Raw genomic sequence first — 21,862 nt, forward strand, 5'->3', positions numbered from 1 at the left:
AAAAACCCAAAGATTACCAATAAATAGCAAAATAAAGATTAGGCTACAGCTAAATTTTTTCCAGTTATAAAATATGAAAATCGGTGCAGTTAAGCTATTTGATCGAGCAAGTTTAGGTTTGTCGGTAATGAACCTCTACATCATCAGGGAGTTGATTTTACCGTTTTTGTTTGGCATGGGAATTTTTACTTCCTTAGGTCTATCTATTGGCGCAGTATTTGAATTGATTCGCAAGGTCACAGACTCAGGCTTGTTTTGGGGAGTAGCTGTTAAAGTGCTGATTTTGAAAATGCCAGGATTCATCGTGCTGGCGTTTCCCATGTCTATCTTGCTAGCGACATTGATGAGCTATAGTCGTTTATCTAACGATAGCGAATTAATTGCCCTACGTAGTGTTGGGGTTAATATTTATCGTTTAATTATGCCAGCGATCGCCTTTAGCTTGTGTGTTGTTGCCCTTGCCTTTTTATTTAATAATTTTATTGCTCCCGCTGCCAATTATCAGGCTTCAGTCACCCTCGAAAAAGCACTTGGAGAGACTAAACCCAATTTTAAGACTGAGAATATTTTATATGACGAATACACAGAAATTCCCATAAAGGGAGATCAAACCCAAACCAAAGAAGTACTAACGCGGTTGTTTTATGCCGAAGAATTTGACGGGGAGCAAATGAAAAATCTAACGGTATTAGATCGTTCTCGCGGCTCGGTTAGTCAAATCGTCACGGCGCGATCGGCTAAATGGAATGTGTTAGAAAATATTTGGGACTTTTACAATGGCACAATTTATTTAATTGGCATAGACGGTAGCTATAACAACATAGTGCGTTTTCAGCATCAACAACTGGCACTTCCCAAAACTGCTTTAGATATTACTAAAGAAGGCAAAAACACCGATGAAATGAATATCTTTGAAGCTAGAAAATATTTAGAAATAATTAAACGTAGTGCTGATGAACAAAGAGTTCGTAAATGGCAAGTTCGGATTCAAGAAAAAATTGCCATCCCTTTTGCTTGTGTGGTATTTGCCTTAATCGGTGTTGCCCTAGGGATTACCCCTCAAAACTCAGGTAAAACCACTAGTTTCGGTATCTGTATTGGACTAATTTTTGCTTATTATCTTGTATCTTTTATTTCTCAATCAATAGGAATTTCAGGGGTTATCCCTCCTTGGCTAGCAGCATGGTCACCAAATTTATTAGGTTTAGGCGCAGCAGGTGGATTGTTAGCTAAGACAACTGAATAATACTTTAGTGCTAAGTAGATTTATTCGTTGTTGTTTTGACAGGAATAGTAATCACAAAGCTAGTGCTTACTTTTGGCTCACTAGAGACTGCGATCGCCCCTTGGTGTAACTCGATATATTCTTTAGCGATCGCCAGACCTAAACCCGTACCTTGAAATCCTTGAGAGTTACTGGCACGATAAAAGGAATTAAAGAGATTGGGGATATCTGCTGCGGGAATACCAATACCGCGATCGCGGATGGCTAATACTATCTCTTCCGTCTGGCAAGAAACTTCAAAATCGATCGCGCTATCTTTGGGAGAATACTTACAGGCGTTAGATAGTAAATTGGTCAGCACAGGATGGAGTAGCTTACTATCTAAGTTGAATTCTTGTTCTCCTTGATAGGCAAAGTTAACGGTTTGCTTATGCTCAAAAACTGTTTGTACTTCAGCTATTAAATCGCGACAAAAAATTTTCAAATTCAGTGATGCGGGATTAAACTCAAGTTTACCCATGTCTTTGCGACCAAGAACCAGCACATTGTCCAGCAAATTTGTCATCTTACTAACGTTACGCTGTAGCTGCTGCAAAAGCTCTGCTTTTTTCTCAGGGGGTAAATTATCTCCATATAGCTCGAAAATTTGCGCCATGCCAGAAATGCTGTTGAGAGGATTGCGAAACTCATGGGACACTATTGACACAAATCGAGATTTTAACTGATTTAAATCTTGCTCTTGAATTAAAGCCTCTTTTAATTTTAATTGCGCTGCCTGAAGCCCTAAAGAGGAAGAACGCGATCGCAACAACACCCTTAACTTTGTTCGTAGTTCAATTTTTCTAATCGGCAGATAAATAAGATCGTCAATTAACTGTTCTAAATGATCTGTAGACAGACCAACATCTTTTAAAGTCGTCAAGAAAACAAAAGGCAAAAATATCGGTGATTCTGCTTCTCTTCTAGCCTCCATTTTTGCTCGTAGGTAATAGATTGCCCCAAAGTCAATAAAGCACAAATCAAAATCTTCAGATAGCATTTGTTCGCCAACCACGACAAAATCTTCTTTCACTTCAGGAGACAAGACCTGATAATCTTGGGCAAGAGATTGAGATAACATTTGCCGATTCTGTTGATGTTCAATGAGTATAAGAATCCGTTTTAACATTTAACATTTAACATTGATCAATTGTTGGTATTAATTCTGGTGGTTTTTAAGATTAAAAATATAATTTTAGCTAACTCGTCTGTATTTTGATAGATACTGTCAAAGGATGTTATGTCTACATATCCAGTATTTTTTAATGAAAAAGACAAAATATTAGCTCTAAAATTTCTTGATGATCTTTATTTCGAGATTATCAAGGGCAAGTTAACTTTTTACACAGATATCTGCAAGATCTAGACAGCTTAATAAATCGATTGATTAGAGTAAAAAACAGCAGAAAAAAGGTTTTAGTGAGCAAATTTTTACCGCTCAAAAAAATTTTAGATAGATCGATAAAGGCAGTTTATGCTTTTTTAGGATCTGTAGTAATGTCGCGATTGCTAAACAATTATAACTTCTAACTCTTCACAGTGCGTACAAGCTATTTTAGCAGCCTGACGATATAAGTTAGTGTAGAAGAATTCAAATCCTGCAATCAAGACAATCTGTTTCATGTACCCTGGCTCTTAAAATTTATTTATATTCCTGTTTTAATTGTAAAGAAATTCTCGAACAAAAAAGTATTGAACTAGAAAAAATTGTTAATTGCGATTGCCATCTGGCAAGTAATCGCATCAGTTATTAGCTAATTTGGAGTCTGGCTTAATCAATTTAGGCTCATTGTCTCAACATAATGCTCAGGATTATCAACAACTATTATCTGAAGCGATAGAAATTGGCTTAAGCGTACATCAGGAAATTCGTAAAACTCAAACATTACGACAGTCATTTCCTGAATAAAAATCAAAACATCAATCGAAATCAACTAGAAAACGCTATATTTAGTTTTTTGGTCAGGCGATCGCCTTAATTACCGAAGGCAAGACGATTTTCTTGAATAGTTGATACGATAAAACAATGCAAAAAAGCATTCATAGTATAAAAATATTAAGATATGGAAGCGACTAAGGTTCGTACTTCTAATAATTTCAAAAGGCTTCAGGCGCGATTGCGTGGGCAAGTGGGCAAAGCGATCGCCGATTATCAGATGATCGAGCAAGGCGATCGCGTTATGGTATGTTTATCTGGCGGGAAAGACTCTTACACCATGTTAGATATGCTGCTTAGTTTACAGCGCAAAGCCCCTGTTGATTTTGAGCTACTGGCAGTCAATTTAGATCAAAAGCAGCCTGGTTTTCCCACCCACGTCTTGCCAGATTATTTAGCTGCCTTAAACGTTTCTTATCGCATTGTCGAACAGGATACCTATAGTACTGTCACAAGTATAGTTCCCGAAGGCAAAACCATGTGCGGTTTGTGTTCTCGTCTGCGTCGGGGGATTCTCTATCGGGTTGCCACAGAAGAAGGAATCAATAAAATTGCCTTAGGACATCATCGTGATGATATTGTTGAGACTTTATTTCTCAATATGTTTTATGGTGGAAAACTTAAAGCTATGCCTCCCAAGCTTTTAAGCAATGATAAGAAGAATATTGTGATTCGTCCTTTGGCTTATTGTGCGGAAGCGGAAATTGAAAAATACGCCAAAGCAAGAGAGTTTCCCATCATTCCCTGTAATTTATGCGGTAGTCAAGAAAATTTACAGCGAGTCCAGATCAAGCAAATGCTTCAAAGGTGGGAAAGAGAATCTCCAGGAAGAATTAATAGTCTGTTTCATAGTCTGCAAAATGTTTCTCCTTCTCATTTGGCAGATCCAGAATTATTTGATTTTGCTAGCCTTGGTAAAGGATCTTCTAGTAGTTGCTAAAAGCTAAAAGCTATTAGCTATAAACCAATGATTATGAACAAAGCTCATTTACATCAGGCACAATTTAGTAGTAATTTGTTGCAGCTTTTTCAATCCTATTAAAGAACCCTTGATTAATCTAATTGCAGCAATAGGCTGACGTAGAAATGCGCTCGCCAGTGGCAGAGATTTTAAATTACCATCCTCATCAATAGCTAGACTTAAATTGGGTATATTACCTGTTAAATCATCGCTAATTACCCTTAACATAGCTACAGATATTCCCTGACGCTGTAGCTCTTTAATATAGCCATAGCCCTCCATATCCACAGCTTCAGCAGCATATTGTTGAGCAAGCTTACGTTTATGGGAAGCTAAACAAATTGGGCGATCGCTAGTTAAGCCCGTAACTAAATTGAGCGATAATTTGTTATGGATCATAGTAGTTAATTCAGGCTCTAAATTAAGATACTGTCGATTTAAATTACAGCAGTCTTGGTAGAGGACTGTATCTCCTACAGAATATTGCTGGGAAAGACTGCCACATAAGCCCATAATTAATACCCTCTGGGGAGTAGTAAACTTAAAAGAGCGATTAACTAAGGTTTGTAATACATCTTTTGTACCAATAGGGATGGCAATAACTTGAATCTTACTCCCTTTCTGCTGTAAGCCACGACAGACAGCCTGGTATTCTGCCCCTTGAGGAACGACAATAGTATTAATAGATAAATTCACATCTTAAAGATAATTGGTCATTTGATAATTTATGCCTTCTACTGAAATAAATAAAAAAGCTAATTTATGGCGCAATGTTAAAGAAAATGGCACTACAGTCGCTATTGCTCTAGTTTTAGCTTTTTTAATTCGGGTTTTTATTGCTGAACCTCGCTATATCCCTTCAGAGTCCATGTTTCCTACTTTAACAATTGGCGATCGCCTGGTTGTGGAAAAGGTGGCATACAAGTTCAATCCTCCAGCCAGAGGAGATATTGTCGTTTTTGAACCGCCAACCAAACTTAGGCTTTTAGGTTACGAAAAAAACCAGGCGTTTATCAAAAGAGCGATCGCTATAGGAGGAGAGACAGTAGCTGTTAAAGATGGAATAGTTTATGTCAATAATCAGCCTTTAGCAGAAGATTATATTGCTGCACCGCCTAATTATAATCTGATGCCCGTTACAGTCCCAGAGGGACAAGTATTTGTCATGGGAGACAACCGCAACAACAGCAATGATTCCCACATCTGGGGATTTTTACCAACAGAAAATATCATTGGTCATGCTGTACTGCGATTTTGGCCCTTTGAGCGTATTGGCATAGTTTAAGCATTGAGCATGAAGATGTCTATATGGTTAGATATTAGGGTATTTGAGGTAATAGGGTATTTGAGGTAGGTTAATAATTAATCTTCCCTATCTTCATCATCTCCTCTATTCTTGCTCGTTTACTGTTTGCCAAACTGTCTTTGATAGACAATATCTTCTTTGCCAGACTCTAGTTTAATATCTGAACGAGGATATGCTACACATAATAGGGCATATCCTTCAGCTTGTAATTCTGGAGATACTCCCATGCCCTCACTTTGTTCCACCTCTCCTGAGAGAATTTGAGCAGCACAGGTAGTACATACTCCAGCACTACAGGAAAAGGGCAAATCAATACCTGCGCTGGTAGCAGCTTCTAAAATACTTTGTGTTTCTTCAACCTGGATAGTTTGAGTTTTACCTTGATGATTTATTTCGACGGCGTAGGTATTGGACATTGCAAATACAAATTTGAGCGGCTAATTCAACTGAGTTTACTATCATCTCATAGTCTAAACCCCGTCCATATTCAAAACAGAAGTTTTGATGAAAACGAAATAGTGTTAAATCTGAACTTGTTACTTAAAACAATTAACTGGAAAACTACAGATTTCAAACTATTGGATTTCTACTGGCTATCAAATAAGACTAAAATTATTATCAAGACATATTATTATATTAAGTCTTCAGACAAGGTGATTTTTGGCTTTAATATTTAGTAATTTAAGCCTGACTATACTGAGCATCATCAATTATCAAAATTCAAAAACCCTATTTAGCTAAAATATGCAGCCTACCGACCAAAGTAAGTTTACTGAACAAGCCTGGGATGCGATCGTTAAATCCCAAGAAGTCGCCAAGTTATTTCAGAATCAAAACTTAGAGGTAGAGCATTTAATCTTGGCGGCTTTAGAACAGCAGGGATTAGCCACAACTATTTTAGACAAAGCAAATATAGACTCACTGCGTCTCAAGCAACAGCTAGAGATGTTTACCAAACGTCAGCCCAGAATAGGCTCGTCTCAACTCTATCTAGGGGCTAGCCTAGATCGAATGTTAGACCGTGCCGAGGCTTGTCGCGTCAGTTGGGGAGATGATTTTATTTCCATTGAGCATATTCTGATGGGGTTTGCTGAAGATGCTCGCATTGGCAAGAAGTCTTTGCGCAGCTTTGATCTCGATGCTCAAGACTTAGAACAGATAATTAAATCAGTTAGAGGTTCGCAAAAAGTAACCAAACAAAACCAAGAAGAACAGTATCAGGCGTTAGAAAAGTATGGGCGCGATCTAACTGAAGCAGCAAAAGCAGGTAAACTTGACCCCGTGATCGGTCGAGATGAAGAAATACGTCGGGTAATTCAGGTGCTTTCTCGCAGATCTAAAAATAACCCTGTATTGATTGGTGAGCCTGGAGTTGGCAAAACTGCGATCGCCGAAGGATTGGCGCAACGAATTGTTAACGGTGATGTTCCCGAATCTCTTAAAAACCGTCAATTGATTTCTCTAGATATGGGCAGCCTGATTGCAGGGGCGAAATATCGCGGGGAGTTTGAAGAACGTTTGCGAGCGGTATTAAAGGAAGTCACTGAATCGGGCGGACAAATAGTTTTATTTATCGATGAGGTGCATACCGTTGTGGGTGCGGGGGCAAGAGAAGGTTCTGGCTCAATGGATGCGGGAAACTTGCTCAAACCTATGTTGGCGCGGGGTGAATTGCGCTGTATTGGGGCAACTACCCTAGATGAATATCGCAAGCATATTGAAAAAGACCCAGCCTTGGAAAGACGCTTTCAGCAGGTATACGTCAAACAGCCTTCCGTTGAGGATACGATCTCAATTCTGCGGGGACTGAAAGAAAGATATGAGGTGCATCATGGTGTAACTATTACGGATTCTGCCCTAGTTGCAGCAGCTACTTTGTCTCAACGTTACATTACCGAACGCTTTCTACCCGATAAGGCGATCGATCTGATTGATGAAGCAGCAGCAAAATTGAAAATGGAGATCACTTCTAAGCCCAGTGAGCTAGAAGATATCGATCGCCGTATCATGCAGCTAGAAATGGAAAAAGTCTCTTTAACAGGGGAAAGTCAACGTCCAGGGATGGCGATCGTCGATAAAGCAGCAAAGGAAAGACTAAGCAAAATTAAAGCAGAAATTGAAACCTTAAAAGGTAAGCAAACTGGACTATCTGCTCAATGGCAATCAGAAAAAAGCTTGTTAGATGAAATTAATGCTCTTAAAGAAGAGGAGGAAAAAACGCGCCTCCAGTTAGATCAAGCAGAAAGAGCTTTCGACCATGAAAAAGCTGCACTTTTGAAATATGACAAGCTAGAAACTTTGCAAAGAGATTTAGAAGCTAAGGAAACTAAGCTAATTGACATCCAATCAGCAGGGACTACTCTGCTTCGAGAACAGGTAACAGAATCAGATATTGCCGAGATTGTCGCTAATTGGACTGGTGTACCGATTAACCGACTGCTCGAAACTGAAAGACAGAAACTGCTTCAGCTAGAAGGACACCTCCATCAGCGAGTTATCGGACAACAAGAACCTGTAGCAGCAGTATCGGCTGCTATTCGTCGCGCTAGGGCAGGAATGAAAGACCCTGGCAGACCTATAGGTTCATTCCTCTTTATGGGTCCTACAGGTGTGGGTAAAACCGAATTAGCCAGAGCCTTAGCTGCATTCCTCTTTGATAGTGAAGAGGCGATGGTGCGAATTGATATGTCTGAATATATGGAAAAACACGCCGTATCTCGTCTAGTGGGTGCGCCTCCTGGATACATTGGCTTTGAAGAAGGAGGACAGCTAACCGAAGCTGTGCGCCGTCGTCCTTACTGCGTTGTGCTACTAGATGAAGTAGAAAAGGCACACAAGGATGTGTTCAACATTTTGCTTCAGGTGCTTGATGATGGCAGAATTACCGACTCTCAAGGACGAGTAGTAGACTTCCGCAACGCCATTATCGTTATGACTAGCAATATCGGTAGTGAACACATTCTCAATGTTAAAGGAGAAGATGTGGATTATGAAGAAATTTATAAGCAGGTAAATCAAGCTTTGCGGGGTCATTTTCGACCAGAGTTTCTCAACCGCATCGATGATTTAATTATCTTCCATGGCTTGAAAAAAGAAGAACTCAAACAGATTGTCTCGATTCAAATTGAAGGTATTCAACGCCTATTGAGTGAACAAAAAATCACTATTGAGCTTTCGACCGCAGCCCAAGATCGCATTGTCGATATTGGCTACGATCCTGCTTATGGTGCGCGTCCCTTGAAACGAGCAATTCAACGGGAATTACAAAATCCAATTGCGACGATGATTTTGGATAACACTTATACCGCAGGAGACAAAATTGTAGTAGATTGTGTAGCCCAAAAGCTAATCTTTGATAAAGAAACTACTCCTCAACCCATTGAACCTGAGAAAAATGAGCAGAAAGCTAATAATAAAAAAAAGCAATTACCGCCAAAATCAGATGAAAAACCTGAAGTTGTCTCATCAGAAAAGTAAACCTTTGGCTATAAAGTAGCAGCAAAAAATATCTTACTCTAGTTTTTAGATTATGGCGATCGCATCTTTACTCAGGTGTATTTTCCTTGTAATCTAGTTATCTATTCCGTCCTGAACTTTACTGAGTCAGCATGAGAAGTCAAACCTTCTGCCTGAGCTAAAATTTGAATAGTGCTAGACATTTTTTTAAGAGCCGTAGGTGAATATTGAATTAGGCTCGAATGCTTCATAAAGGTTTCTACTCCCAAGGCTGAAGCATAACGGGCAGCCCCCGACGTTGGCAGGGTATGATTAGGCCCTGCTAAATAGTCTCCAGTAGCTTCTGGAGTAGAGTTGCCGAGAAAAATCGCCCCTGCATGGCGGATTTTATCAATTAAGTCCCAAGGCTCTGCTATTTCTAGCTCTAAATGTTCGGGAGCAAACAAGTTTGAAAGCTCTGCTGCTTCGGCTAAGGAATTGACAATAACTATTAGACCATAATGAGCGATCGCCTTTTCGGTTAAGATCTTACGGGGATGATTGGCTAGCTGCTTGGTGACTTCCTGCTGCACTTGCTTTGCCAGGACAGGATCGGTAGTTATTAATATGGCAGCAGCCATCGGATCGTGTTCTGCCTGAGCCAACATATCGGCAGCAACGTAAATGGGGTTTGCCAGAGAGTCGGCAATAACTAATACTTCAGATGGTCCGGCTAGCGAGTCAATGCCCACAGTACCGTAAACCATTTTTTTAGCTAAGGTAACGTAGATATTTCCTGGTCCTGTTATTATATCAACCTGGGGAATAGTTTTTGTACCATAAGCCAATGCAGCTATAGCTTGCGCCCCCCCAATACGATAGATTTCTTCTACTCCTGCTTCTTGTGCAGCCACCAGCACCGCAGGGTTAATTTTGCCATCTTGACCAGGAGGAGTAACCATAACGATCTGAGGAACTTGTGCCACTTTAGCAGGAATAGCATTCATCAAGACTGTGCTAGGATAGGATGCTCTACCTCCAGGAACATACAGCCCTGCTCTATCTATGGGTGTATAGCGTTTGCCCAAAACTACGTTATCTTCTTCAAACTGTACCCAGGATTTGGGAACTCGCTGACGATGAAATGCTTCTATTTTCTGGCTGGCTAATTGAATAGCCCGCAGCAGATCTTTAGATATTTGCTGATAAGCAGCATCTAATTCTGAACCACTGACTCGCAATTGGTTGGCGGTGTATACTTGATGGTCAAATTTTTCCGTATACTCAAGTAAAGCGCGATCGCCATTTTTTTTGACATTGGTGATAACTTCTCTAACCACAGCTTCCTTTGGCTGAATATCATCACCATTGTTGCGATCGCCAATACGCTTTAATTCCGCTTGTGCCTCACTTTGCCGATCAATTATTCGCAGCATCGAGATCCCCATGTCCATTTGAGCTAATATACAAGAGTAAGCTTTTGCTTCTAAAATTGCTACTATAAAAAATATAAATAAAAACGAAAACTTTTATAGCAATATACTCTTCTCTTAGCTTAACGTGAATCTATATTTACTCGCCTGTTTCTCAACAAATTGCCAGCTTTAAGCAATTTGCTGAGAAACCCCAAATTATTTTTAATTTTGATTTTATCTTGACGGTATTTTTCAATAATTGATATGATATACTGTAAAATCCGTCTTCTATATATACTTTCAAAATTACTTACAAAGTAAATCTCTGTTTTTAAAACTGTGGCTAATTCTAAATCGGCAATCAAACGTATCAGAACATCAGAGCGCAATCGCCTGCGTAATAAAACGTACAAGTCGGCGTTAAGAACTCTAACCAAAAAGTATTTTGGTGCGGTAGAAACCTACACAGCCGAACCAACTCCAGAAAATATGGAGGTCGTCAATCAAGCAATGTCCGCAGCCTACAGCAAAATCGACAAAGCCGTTAAGCGTAACGTGTTGCATCGAAATAATGGAGCTAGAAAAAAGGCTCGCATTGCTAGAGTTTTGAAAAAGGCAACGGTAGCTTAATAGCTAGTAGTCTTAGTTGTTAAACAAAAATTTCTTTTTTGAGAGTTTATCTCAAGTTCGGGGTTGCTGACTCAGGTTAGTGGGCATAAAATTATCAAGCAAACAATACACCAATTTAAATGCAGTTAATAGATACCCATGTACACATCAATTTCGATGTTTTTCAAGGGAATTTAGACTCGTTGAAGCAACGTTGGCAAGAAGCAGGTGTAGTTCATTTAGTACACTCTTGTGTGAAACCAAACGAATTTCAGGGAATACAGTCCTTAGCGAATCGTTTTCCTGAATTGTCATTTGCAGTTGGCCTCCATCCTTTGGATGTAGATGAATGGCAAGCTGACACTGCTGGGCAAATTAAGAATTTGGCAGCGTCAGACCAGCGAGTGGTAGCTATTGGGGAAACGGGGTTAGACTTTTATAAAGCTGATAACCAGTCAAAGCAAGTTTTGGCCTTACAAGCGCAACTAAGAGTAGCTAAAGAATTAAATAAACCCGTAATTATTCACTGTCGGGAGGCAGCGTCAAAGCTAAAAGATGTATTAACCGACTTTTGGGCAACAGAAGGTTCGGTAAATGGCGTAATGCACTGTTGGGGAGGAAACGAAATAGAAACAAGGTGGTTTTTAGATCTAGGTTTTTATATCAGCTATAGCGGTATTGTCACTTTTAAAAACGCCAAGCAGGTTCAGGCAGCAGCCAAAATAGTCCCTAGCGATCGCTTATTGGTCGAAACAGACTGTCCTTTTCTAGCACCCGTACCCTGCCGAGGTAAAACCAACGAACCCTCTTATGTGCTGCACGTAGCTCAACAGGTGGCAAACCTGCGTCAGGCTTCAATTGAAACCATAGCCAAACAAACAACTGCCAATGCTTGTCGCTTATTTAATTTAAAGCTAGAAAACAAACCATAAAACCAAAATTTAAGTTTAATTTATCATTGACCAGTTTTTTGACGAGCCGAAAAACTCAAACACATTACCAAGCATAATCTTCATGAACAATCTGACTTATAATTTGCTACCAGACTTAATTGAAATTCAACGCTCTAGTTTTCGTTGGTTTCTAGAAGAAGGATTAATTGAAGAACTAAATAGTTTTTCTCCTATCACCGACTATACGGGTAAATTTGAGCTACATTTCATGGGTGAAAACTATCGGCTCAAAGAACCAAAATATTCGATGGAGGAAGCAAAACGCCGTGATAGTACCTACAACGTGCAGGTGTATGTTCCTACTCGCCTGATCGATAAAGAAAGCGGTGAAATCAAAGAAATGGAGGTATTTATCGGTGATTTACCTCTAATGACCGATCGCGGCACGTTTATTATTAACGGTGCAGAGAGGGTAATCGTCAACCAGATAGTGCGATCGCCTGGAGTATACTATAAAGCAGAGACTGATAAAAACGGTCGTCGCACCTATTCTGCTTCTTTGATTCCTAACCGTGGAGCTTGGTTAAAATTTGAAACCGATAAAAATGGTTTAGTTTGGGTCAGAATTGACAAGACTCGTAAACTTTCGGCTCAGGTATTGTTAAAGGCGATCGGCTTAAGTGATAATGAGATTCTCGATGGCATTCGTCATCCAGACTTTTATCAGAAGACTTTAGATAAAGAAGGCAATCCTACAGAAGAAGAGGCATTGCTAGAGCTTTATCGTAAATTGCGTCCTGGTGAGCCTCCTACCGTCAGTGGTGGACAGCAGCTACTAGAATCCCGTTTCTTTGATTCCAAACGCTATGACTTAGGGCGGGTTGGTCGCTATAAAATCAACAAAAAGCTCCGCCTGACTGTTCCTGATACTACTAGAGTTTTAACCACTACCGATATTTTGGCAGCAGTAGCCTATCTAATTAACTTAGAATTTGACGGTGGCAGCACTGATGATATTGACCACCTGGGAAACCGTCGGGTGCGTTCGGTAGGCGAACTGTTGCAGAATCAGGTCAGGGTCGGTTTAAACCGTTTAGAAAGAATAATTCGCGAACGGATGACGGTAAGTGAAGCAAATACCCTTACCCCCGCAGCTTTAGTTAACCCTAAACCATTAGTAGCAGCGATTAAAGAATTCTTTGGTTCTTCTCAGCTATCTCAGTTTATGGATCAAACCAATCCTTTGGCAGAGTTAACTCACAAGCGTCGTTTATCAGCTTTAGGACCAGGGGGTTTAACTAGAGAGAGAGCAGGTTTTGCAGTACGAGATATTCACCCTACTCAGTATGGTCGTATTTGCCCTGTCGAGACTCCTGAAGGACCAAATGCTGGTTTGATTGGTTCTTTGGCTACTTATGCTCGCGTTAATCCCTATGGTTTTATTGCCACTCCCTATTATCGAGTCGAAAACGGTCGTGTATTGCGGGAAAATGAGCCTGTATATCTGACCGCCGATGAAGAAGACGATATGAGAGTTGCACCTGGGGACATAGCCACCGATGACGATGGTTATATCTTGGGCGAGACAATTGCCATTCGTTATCGTCAAGAATTTTCAACTTGCGACTCTGAAGAAGTAGATTATGTCGCTATTTCTCCTGTACAGATAGTTTCTGTAGCCACTAGCTTGATTCCTTTTTTAGAACATGATGATGCTAACCGCGCCTTAATGGGTTCTAATATGCAGCGTCAGGCTGTGCCTTTGTTACGTCCAGAACGACCTCTTGTAGGAACTGGATTAGAAGCTCAAGCTGCTCGTGACTCAGGAATGGTAGTTGTATCTCGCACCCATGGGATTGTTACCTATGTCGATGCTGAAGTAGTTAGAGTTAGGGTAGAAGAAGGTAACAATGGACTTTATGCCCCACAACCAGGACAAGAAATTACTTACAAACTACAAAAATATCAGCGTTCTAACCAAGATACCTGTTTAAATCAGCGACCCTTAGTTTATGCAGGGGAAGACGTTGTGCCAGGGCAGGTGTTAGCAGATGGTTCTTCTACCGAAGGTGGAGAATTAGCTCTAGGACAAAATGTTCTGATCGCTTATATGCCCTGGGAAGGATATAACTATGAAGATGCGATTTTAATTAGCGAACGACTAGTTTATGACGATGTTTACACTAGTATTCACGTCGAAAAATTTGAAATTGAAGCTAGGCAAACCAAATTAGGACCAGAAGAAATCACTAGAGAGATTCCTAATGTTGGTGAAGATGCCCTACGCAACCTTGATGAGCGTGGCATTATTCACGTTGGTGCCTGGGTAGAAGCAGGAGAAATATTGGTAGGCAAGGTAACTCCCAAAGGAGAATCCGATCAACCCCCTGAAGAAAAACTACTTAGAGCAATTTTTGGAGAAAAAGCCAGAGACGTGCGGGATAATTCTCTAAGAGTTCCTAACGGTGAAAAAGGCAGAGTTGTAGACGTGCGCGTCTTTACTAGAGAACAAGGTGATGAACTACCTCCTGGTGCCAACATGGTTGTCAGAATCTACGTAGCGCAAAAACGCAAGATTCAGGTAGGAGATAAAATGGCTGGTCGTCATGGTAATAAGGGAATTATTTCCCGCATTTTACCTATTGAAGATATGCCCTATTTACCTGATGGTACTCCCATTGATATTGCTCTTAATCCTTTGGGTGTTCCCTCACGGATGAATGTCGGACAGGTATTTGAGTGTCTCTTGGGTTGGGCTGGTGAAAACCTAGCTATGCGCTTTAAAATGATGCCTTTTGATGAAATGTATGGCAAAGAAGCATCAAGAGAAACAGTACATGGCAAAATCCAGGATGCTGCCAAGAAACCAGGTAAATCTTGGGTCTATGACGAGCAAAATCCTGGCAAAATTCAGGTATTTGATGGACGCACGGGCGAAGCATTTGATCGACCTGTAACGATAGGTCAAGCATATATGCTCAAGTTAGTTCACCTTGTAGATGATAAGATTCATGCTCGTTCAACTGGTCCTTATTCTCTAGTTACTCAACAGCCTCTTGGCGGTAAAGCGCAACAAGGTGGACAAAGATTTGGAGAAATGGAGGTATGGGCGTTAGAAGCTTATGGTGCAGCCTATACTCTGCAAGAACTGTTAACGGTTAAATCCGATGATATGCAGGGACGAAACGAAGCCCTAAATTCGATTGTCAAAGGAAAACCAATTCCTCGTCCTGGTACACCAGAATCCTTCAAAGTGTTGATGCGAGAACTACAGTCCTTGGGCTTAGATATTGCGGTACATAAACTTGAAGCTTTAGACGATGGTAGCAGCCGTGATGTGGAAGTAGATTTAATGGCAGATACTCCTCGTCGCACTCCTAACCGACCTACTTACGAATCTCTGCAACGAGATGAAAGCATTGAAGAAGTCTAGTAAAGGATAAGAGATGGAGGACGAGGAAAATGATTTTTCTGCCTCCATTTGCGATCGAATAGCTTTTTTCATTCCCAGAACCTTTAATTCCTAGCCAATAATGAGAAACCAGATAGAACAAAGATTCGATTACGTTAAAATTGGTATTGCCTCTCCTGAGAGAATTCGCCAGTGGGGAGAAAGAACTCTACCTAACGGTCAATTAGTTGGGGAAGTGACTAAGCCCGAAACGATTAATTATCGTACCCTAAAGCCAGAGATGGATGGGTTATTTTGCGAACGCATTTTTGGACCCGCCAAAGATTGGGAATGTCACTGTGGTAAGTATAAGCGAGTGCGCCATCGTGGAATTGTCTGCGAACGCTGCGGAGTTGAGGTAACTGAATCACGAGTACGCCGTCATCGCATGGGCTATATTAAGCTGGCTGCGCCTGTTACTCACGTTTGGTATCTCAAGGGTATTCCTAGCTACTTGAGTATTTTGCTGGATATGCCTTTACGAGATGTAGAGCAGGTGGTTTACTTTAATGCTTATGTAGTCCTCGATCCTGGTAATGCGGGTAACTTATCTGCCAAGCAACTTTTAACCGAAGATCAGTGGATTGAAATTGAGGATCAGCTTTATAGTGAGGACTCGGAATTAGTTGGGGTCGAGGTTGGTATCGGTGCAGAAGCAGTACAAAGACTTTTAGAAGAAGTTGCTTTAGAAGAAGAAGCAGAAAAGCTAAGAGAACAAATCGCCGAAGCCAAAGGACAAAAAAGAGCCAAGCTAATTAAGCGTCTACGGGTAATTGATAACTTCGTGGCTACTGGTTCTCGTCCAGAATGGATGGTATTAAATGCTATTCCCGTAATTCCTCCAGATTTGCGTCCGATGGTGCAGTTAGATGGTGGTCGCTTTGCCACTTCTGACCTGAATGATCTTTATCGTCGAGTAATAAACCGTAATAACCGTTTAGCCAGACTGCAAGAAATTCTCGCTCCAGAAATTATTGTCCGTAATGAGAAACGGATGCTGCAAGAGGCAGTAGATGCCTTAATTGATAACGGTCGTCGTGGTCGTACTGTAGTTGGGGCAAATAACCGCCCTCTTAAATCTCTATCGGACATTATTGAAGGAAAACAAGGGCGTTTTCGTCAGAACTTGTTAGGTAAGCGGGTTGACTATTCAGGACGTTCGGTAATTGTGGTTGGACCGAAACTAAAGATTTATCAGTGTGGTTTGCCAAGAGAAATGGCGATCGAATTATTCCAACCTTTTGTAATCCACCGTCTGATTAATAGTGGCATGGTGAACAACATCAAAGCTGCTAAAAAACTAATTCAGCGTAACGATTCTAGCGTTTATGAAGTATTGAAAGAGGTGATTACTGGGCATCCAGTGATGTTAAACCGCGCACCAACGCTTCACCGCTTGGGAATTCAGGCATTTGAGCCAATTTTAGTAGAGGGTAGAGCCATTCAACTCCATCCTCTTGTATGTCCTGCCTTTAACGCTGACTTTGACGGTGACCAAATGGCGGTTCACGTACCTTTGTCTTTAGAGGCACAGGCAGAAGCTCGATTACTAATGTTGGCTTGTCATAATATTCTGTCTCCCGCTACAGGAAGACCAATTGTGGCACCATCTCAGGACATGGTTTTGGGCTGCTACTATCTAACGGCGGAAAATCCTAATGCTTTAAAAGGTAAAGGTCGTCGTTTTGGCAACTTAGAGGATGCTGTCAAAGCCTATGAACAAGGACAGGTAGATATTCATGCCCGTGTTTGGCTCAGGTATGACGGAGAAGTAGAAACAGAAGAACCAGATACTGAAATTATAGAAACAGAAGATTTAGCTGATGGCAGCAAGATTGAATATTATCGTCAAAGATTTGTCAGGAAGTCGGCTCAAGGAGAAGAAATTGCTCAGTATATAGACACTACTATCGGTCGAATTATTTATAACCAGACGGTACAAGAGGCTTTGACTGCTATGGTATAGGCGTAACTTTTACCCCCTAAAAACTCAAAAATTTTAATAGCTAAGAACAGAAAAATCAGACATGAAATTTTATAACCACATCGTTGATAAAGGTCGTCTAAAAAAACTGATGGCTTCGGCTTTTACAGAGTATGGTTCGGCTCATAGCGCAACCGTTGCAGATTCTCTCAAAGAACTTGGCTTTCGTTATGCGACGGTGGCTGGAGTGTCTATTAGCGTAGACGACCTGAAAGTACCGCCTATTAAAGCTGAAATGCTCGAAGCAGCAGAGGTGGAAATTAGAGAGACAGAGGAACGTTATGCTCGCGGAGAAATCACAGAAGTTGAGCGTTTTCAAAAGGTAATTGATACCTGGACGAGTACCTCAGAAAACCTCAAAAATGAGGTGGTAACCAATTTCCGGGCTACGGATCCTCTTAATTCCGTCTACATGATGGCTTTTAGCGGAGCGCGAGGTAACTTATCTCAGGTGCGCCAGCTTGTAGGAATGCGGGGTTTGATGGCCGATCCTCAAGGGGAAATTATTGACTTACCAATTAAAACTAATTTCCGTGAAGGATTAACCGTAACTGAATATATTATTTCTTCCTATGGAGCAAGAAAAGGGCTGGTAGATACAGCACTGCGTACTGCTGACTCTGGCTATTTAACCCGACGTTTAGTAGATGTCTCTCAAGACGTAATTGTTAGAGAAATCGATTGTGGTACTGAGCGAGGCATTAGTTTAAAGGCGATGATGGATGGCGATCGCACTTTAATTCAGCTATCAGATCGTCTTTTAGGTAGAGTTCTGGCTGAAGACGCAGTAGAAAAGAAAACTAAACAAGTAATTGCTACTCGTAATCAAGATATTGACCACGATTTGGCGCAAGAAATAGGCGATCGCGTTGAGGAGGTGATGGTACGTTCTCCTCTTACCTGTCAGGCTGCTCGTTCTGTATGTCAAAAATGCTACGGCTGGAGTTTAGCACACGGACATATGGTAGATATGGGAGAAGCAGTGGGTATTATTGCTGCCCAATCTATTGGTGAACCTGGAACTCAGTTAACCATGCGTACTTTCCATACAGGAGGAGTATTTACGGGAGAAGTAGCCCGTCAAATCCGTGCTAAATCTGACGGTACGGTCAAGTTTGGTAAAGGATTAAGTACCCGTGCAATTCGCACCCGTCACGGTGATGAAAGAAATCAGGTAGAAACCATCGGTGACATTTTGCTAGTTCCTCATAAAGGTAAAACGGTAAATACTGCCTTAACCGCTGCTTCTTTGATTTATGTAGAAGACGGAGAAGAAGTCAAGAAAGGTCAGCTATTAGTCGAAGTAGCAAAAGTACAGGTACAAAAATCTACAGAAAAAGCAGCCAAAGACGTAACTTCCGATTTAGCGGGAGAAGTTTTGTTTGCTGACCTTGTACCTGAAGACAAAAAAGATCGTCAAGGAAATACGACCCGTATAGCTCAAAGAGGAGGACTGCTTTGGGTATTATCAGGAGAAGTATATAACCTACTCCCTGGTGCCGAAGCCTTGGTGAAAAACGGCGATAAAGTTAAGCCAGGAGATTTACTAGCTCAAACTCGACTTACTGCTGCTAATGGTGGTGTGGTCAGAATGATTACCGATAGCCGTGAAATAGAAATTGTGACTGCATCTGTGTCTTTGGATCAAGCCAAAGTCAAGGTTGAAAGCGATGGTGGTCGCGAGCAGTATATTATCTACACTGCCGACGAGCGCAAATTCTTACTCAAAGCCACTCCTGGCACAAAAGTACAGAATGGTCAGATCGTTGCTGAATTGATTGACGATCGCTATCGTACAGAAACAGGGGGAATTATCAAATATGGTGGTATCACCATTGGTAAAGGTAATCGTAAACAGGGTTACGAAATTGAAAAAGGTGGGACTTTACTATGGATTCCTGAAGAAAGCCACGAAGTAAACAAAGATATTTCGCTGCTAATTGTTGAAGACGGCGAATATGTTGAAGCTGGCGCAGAAGTAGTCAAAGATGTCTTTTGTCAATCTTCGGGTATTGTCGAAGTGGTGCAGAAAAACGACATCCTTAGAGAAATAATTATTAAGCCAGGGGAAATTCATCAATTAGAGGACACTAAAAGCGAATGGCATGAGCAGCTAATTCAGCCAGGTACAGAGGTTTTGCCTGGAGTAATAGTTTCAGAACAAAGATATGGAGAAGTTGTCGAAAGTACTGAAGGACCAGCTTTAATTCTCCGTCCTGTCCGAGAATTTGAAGTAGCAGATGAACCTTCTATTCCTTCTCAAGCATCTATTAATCAAGATGATGGTCGTCAAATAGAATTACGCTCAGTCCAAAGAATCTTTTATAAAGATGGCGAAAGAGTAAAATCTGTCAATAGCCTGTCTTTAATTAGTACCCTGTTAATCCTAGAGATCGAAACCAGCCAACAAAGCGATATCATCGCCAATCTAAGCGCAGATATCGAGTTGCAGCCAGAGGAAGACGATCCAGATACTAAACGATTACAGATGGTTATCTTAGAATCTTTAGTACTCAGAAGAGATACTGATGTAGATCCTCATAGTGGTGATGTAGAAACTAAAGTTTTGGTCACGGACGGCGAAGAAATTGTCAAAGGTGCAACTATCGCTCGAACTGAAATTCAGTGTAGATCTACTGGAGAAGTACAGGGGATACGTGAAGGAGCAGAAGCTATTCGCCGTATTTTAATTGTCCGAGAAAGCGATGTGGTTACACATGAATTAAACATAGCCAAAAGCGCCTGTGACTTTAAAGAAAGAGATCTATTAGTATCTGGTACTCAACTGGCTGAGGGAGTCAAATTAGAACAATCAGGACAGGTAATTGGATTAACAGAGACAGCGGGCAAAACCACTGCGGTTCTTCGTCATACTCGTCCTTATCGTGTATCTCAAGGAGCAGTATTACATATCGATCATGGTGATTTAGTACAGCGTGGCGATAACTTAGTGCTGCTGGTGTTTGAACGTTCTAAAACAGGGGATATTATTCAAGGTTTACCCCGTATTGAAGAACTTCTAGAAGCGCGTAAACCAAAAGAAGGCTGTATCCTCAGCCGTAGCTCTGGAGTATGCCAGGTAGTCTACGAAGAAAATGAAACCGTAGATGTCAAAATCATGGAAGATGATGGGGTAGTCAGTGATTATCCGATTAAACCTGGACAAAACGCCATTGTCAGCGATGGACAAGTTGTTGAAGCTGGTGAACCATTAACTGATGGTCCTGCCAATCCGCACGAAATCTTGGAGACTCACTTCAATTTTCATCTACCCGAAAAAGGTTGTTATGGAGCGTCTTTAATTGGTTTACAAAAAGCCCAGCTATTCTTAGTTCGTCAGGTACAGTCTGTATACCAAAGCCAAGGAATTGATATCTCTGATAAACATATTGAGGTCATCGTCAGACAAATGACTGCCAAGGTCAGAATCGATGATGGAGGAGATACAATTATTCTGCCTGGAGAGCTTTTGGAATTGAGCCAGATTGAACAAGTTAACGAGGCAATGTCTATTACTGGTGGTGCGCCAGCGCAATATACTCCTGTACTGCTAGGTATCACCAAAGCTTCTTTGAATACCGATAGCTTCATCTCCGCAGCCTCTTTCCAAGAAACAACTAGGGTCTTGACTGAGGCAGCTATTGAAGGTAAGTCTGATTGGCTTAGAGGCTTGAAAGAAAACGTAATTATTGGTCGTCTGATTCCTGCTGGGACTGGTTTTAATATTCACGATGATCCTATGGGTGGTCGTAGTGATGCAGATTCTGGGATGCAGAATAGTGCAGTGTATGGCTATGGTGAGGATTTTGAATCTTATCGCTTGGCCGAAGAGCTAAATGGAGGTTCAGATAATACTCCCCGTCGCTCTTACAAAAACTTGAGTGATGATGAAAATGTCATCTTAGATGATAAATCAGCCAGAGCATATACAGGCTTTGATGCTTCAGAGAGAGCAGCAGAAGAGGAATAAATATTGATTGGGCTTGTTTACCATAAATTTGTCCAATATCATCAACTTTTAGCAGCGATGTAGTGATAATAAGAGAAATCTTAAAAACATCACGGCATCGCTTTTTTGCTGCTGGTCTATTTACAATAAAAGAATATTTGCTCAGGACTCAATACTTCTCGTCTAATAATTATAATTACCTACTATTTATTACTCGACCGATCAATAATAAAATTGAAACGAGAAGTATTAATTTGGGACGATTATATTTTCCCAAGAAATTGCTGAAATTTTATGATTAAAAGAGCGTATCATTCCCCATCTTCACCAACAGCTAATAGTAAGTCAGAAATTCATCCCCATGTTCACAGTGATGAATCTTTAAAGAAAATTATTAATCGTTTATCTCGTATCGAAGGTCATGTTCGGGGAATTAAAACGATGGTTCGGGAACATCGTCCTTGTCCAGAAGTCCTAGATCAAATAGCAGCGGTAAAAGGAGCAATATCTAGTGTGGCTAAGATTGTTTTAGAAGAGCATTTAGATGAGTGCTTGACCAACGCTGTTGACAAAGGAAACTTAGAGGTGGAAATTAGAGAATTGAAAAACTCCCTCAATCGATTTTTATCATAGTCTGATGATGGTCGAGGATGGGCTTT

14 protein-coding genes and 1 pseudogene are annotated in these 21,862 nt (G+C 40.9%); 11 read left to right on the forward strand and 4 right to left on the reverse strand.

The features are described 5' to 3' along the window. Positions 1-73 precede the first annotated feature (73 nt). Positions 74-1,246, forward strand: a complete 1,173-nt coding sequence (locus SLP02_RS16160) for an LptF/LptG family permease (protein ID WP_319421719.1) — start codon at positions 74-76, stop codon at positions 1,244-1,246. A 10-nt stretch (positions 1,247-1,256) separates the two neighbouring features. Here SLP02_RS16160 and SLP02_RS16165 read toward each other — a convergent pair whose 3' ends face one another. Beyond that, positions 1,257-2,393, reverse strand: a complete 1,137-nt coding sequence (locus SLP02_RS16165; RefSeq protein ID WP_319421720.1) for an ATP-binding response regulator — start codon at positions 2,391-2,393, stop codon at positions 1,257-1,259. A 630-nt stretch (positions 2,394-3,023) separates the two neighbouring features. On the opposite strand from SLP02_RS16165, the gene SLP02_RS16170 reads away from it, so the two are divergent. Both SLP02_RS16170 and ttcA read left to right on the forward strand, forming a co-directional pair. Next, entirely contained in the window at positions 3,024-3,173 is a 150-nt protein-coding gene (locus SLP02_RS16170; protein ID WP_319421721.1) for a hypothetical protein, read from the forward strand. 154 nt (positions 3,174-3,327) lie between these two features. Then, a complete protein-coding gene (gene ttcA, locus SLP02_RS16175; RefSeq protein ID WP_319421722.1) occupies positions 3,328-4,140 on the forward strand; it encodes a tRNA 2-thiocytidine(32) synthetase TtcA in 813 nt (270 codons plus the stop codon). Positions 4,141-4,188: 48 nt separating this feature from the next. Here ttcA and SLP02_RS16180 read toward each other — a convergent pair whose 3' ends face one another. After that, a complete protein-coding gene (locus SLP02_RS16180) occupies positions 4,189-4,857 on the reverse strand; it encodes a phosphorylase family protein (RefSeq protein WP_319421723.1) in 669 nt (222 codons plus the stop codon). A gap of 31 nt (positions 4,858-4,888) precedes the next feature. Between SLP02_RS16180 and lepB the strand changes: the two genes are divergently transcribed. Next, positions 4,889-5,446, forward strand: coding sequence for a signal peptidase I (gene lepB / locus SLP02_RS16185; RefSeq protein ID WP_319421724.1), 558 nt, complete (start codon positions 4,889-4,891; stop codon positions 5,444-5,446). A gap of 119 nt (positions 5,447-5,565) precedes the next feature. Here the strand turns inward: lepB and SLP02_RS16190 are convergent, their stop codons facing one another. Continuing rightward, the gene (locus SLP02_RS16190) at positions 5,566-5,883 is read right to left on the reverse strand and encodes a 2Fe-2S iron-sulfur cluster-binding protein (RefSeq protein WP_319421726.1); all 318 of its coding nucleotides are present in this window, start codon (positions 5,881-5,883) and stop codon (positions 5,566-5,568) included. A gap of 328 nt (positions 5,884-6,211) precedes the next feature. Here SLP02_RS16190 and clpB point away from each other — a divergent pair, with 328 nt between their 5' ends. Further along, positions 6,212-8,944 (forward strand): ATP-dependent chaperone ClpB, encoded by a 2,733-nt coding sequence (gene clpB, locus SLP02_RS16195; protein ID WP_319421728.1) that lies wholly within the window; start codon positions 6,212-6,214, stop codon positions 8,942-8,944. Between the two features lie 101 nt (positions 8,945-9,045). On the opposite strand, the gene hisD is transcribed toward clpB, so the two are convergent. After that, positions 9,046-10,338, reverse strand: a complete 1,293-nt coding sequence (gene hisD, locus SLP02_RS16200) for a histidinol dehydrogenase (RefSeq protein WP_319421730.1) — start codon at positions 10,336-10,338, stop codon at positions 9,046-9,048. 318 nt (positions 10,339-10,656) lie between these two features. On the opposite strand from hisD, the gene rpsT reads away from it, so the two are divergent. The 6 genes and pseudogenes from rpsT to SLP02_RS16230 all read left to right on the forward strand — a co-directional run bounded on the left by rpsT (position 10,657) and on the right by SLP02_RS16230 (position 21,836). Continuing rightward, on the forward strand, positions 10,657-10,947 hold the full coding sequence (rpsT, locus tag SLP02_RS16205) for a 30S ribosomal protein S20 (protein WP_319421731.1): 291 nt from the start codon (positions 10,657-10,659) through the stop codon (positions 10,945-10,947). 119 nt (positions 10,948-11,066) lie between these two features. Continuing rightward, positions 11,067-11,858 carry a TatD family hydrolase gene (locus SLP02_RS16210; RefSeq protein WP_319421732.1) on the forward strand — a complete coding sequence of 264 codons (792 nt, stop codon included), beginning with the start codon at positions 11,067-11,069 and terminating at the stop codon, positions 11,856-11,858. Between the two features lie 82 nt (positions 11,859-11,940). Then, the gene (rpoB, locus tag SLP02_RS16215; RefSeq protein WP_319421733.1) at positions 11,941-15,252 is read left to right on the forward strand and encodes a DNA-directed RNA polymerase subunit beta; all 3,312 of its coding nucleotides are present in this window, start codon (positions 11,941-11,943) and stop codon (positions 15,250-15,252) included. Between the two features lie 100 nt (positions 15,253-15,352). Continuing rightward, complete coding sequence (locus SLP02_RS16220) at positions 15,353-17,236, forward strand: DNA-directed RNA polymerase subunit gamma (RefSeq protein WP_319421734.1); 1,884 nt, start codon at positions 15,353-15,355, stop codon at positions 17,234-17,236. Between the two features lie 46 nt (positions 17,237-17,282). Beyond that, positions 17,283-21,224: pseudogene (locus SLP02_RS16225) on the forward strand (DNA-directed RNA polymerase subunit beta'); the annotation flags it as partial. 273 nt (positions 21,225-21,497) lie between these two features. After that, positions 21,498-21,836, forward strand: coding sequence for a metal-sensitive transcriptional regulator (locus SLP02_RS16230; RefSeq protein ID WP_319421735.1), 339 nt, complete (start codon positions 21,498-21,500; stop codon positions 21,834-21,836). Positions 21,837-21,862 lie beyond the last annotated feature (26 nt).

Origin of the sequence: Pleurocapsa sp. FMAR1 (assembly GCF_963665995.1) — a bacterium.
In the GTDB taxonomy this organism is placed as follows: Bacteria; Cyanobacteriota; Cyanobacteriia; order Cyanobacteriales; family Xenococcaceae; genus Waterburya.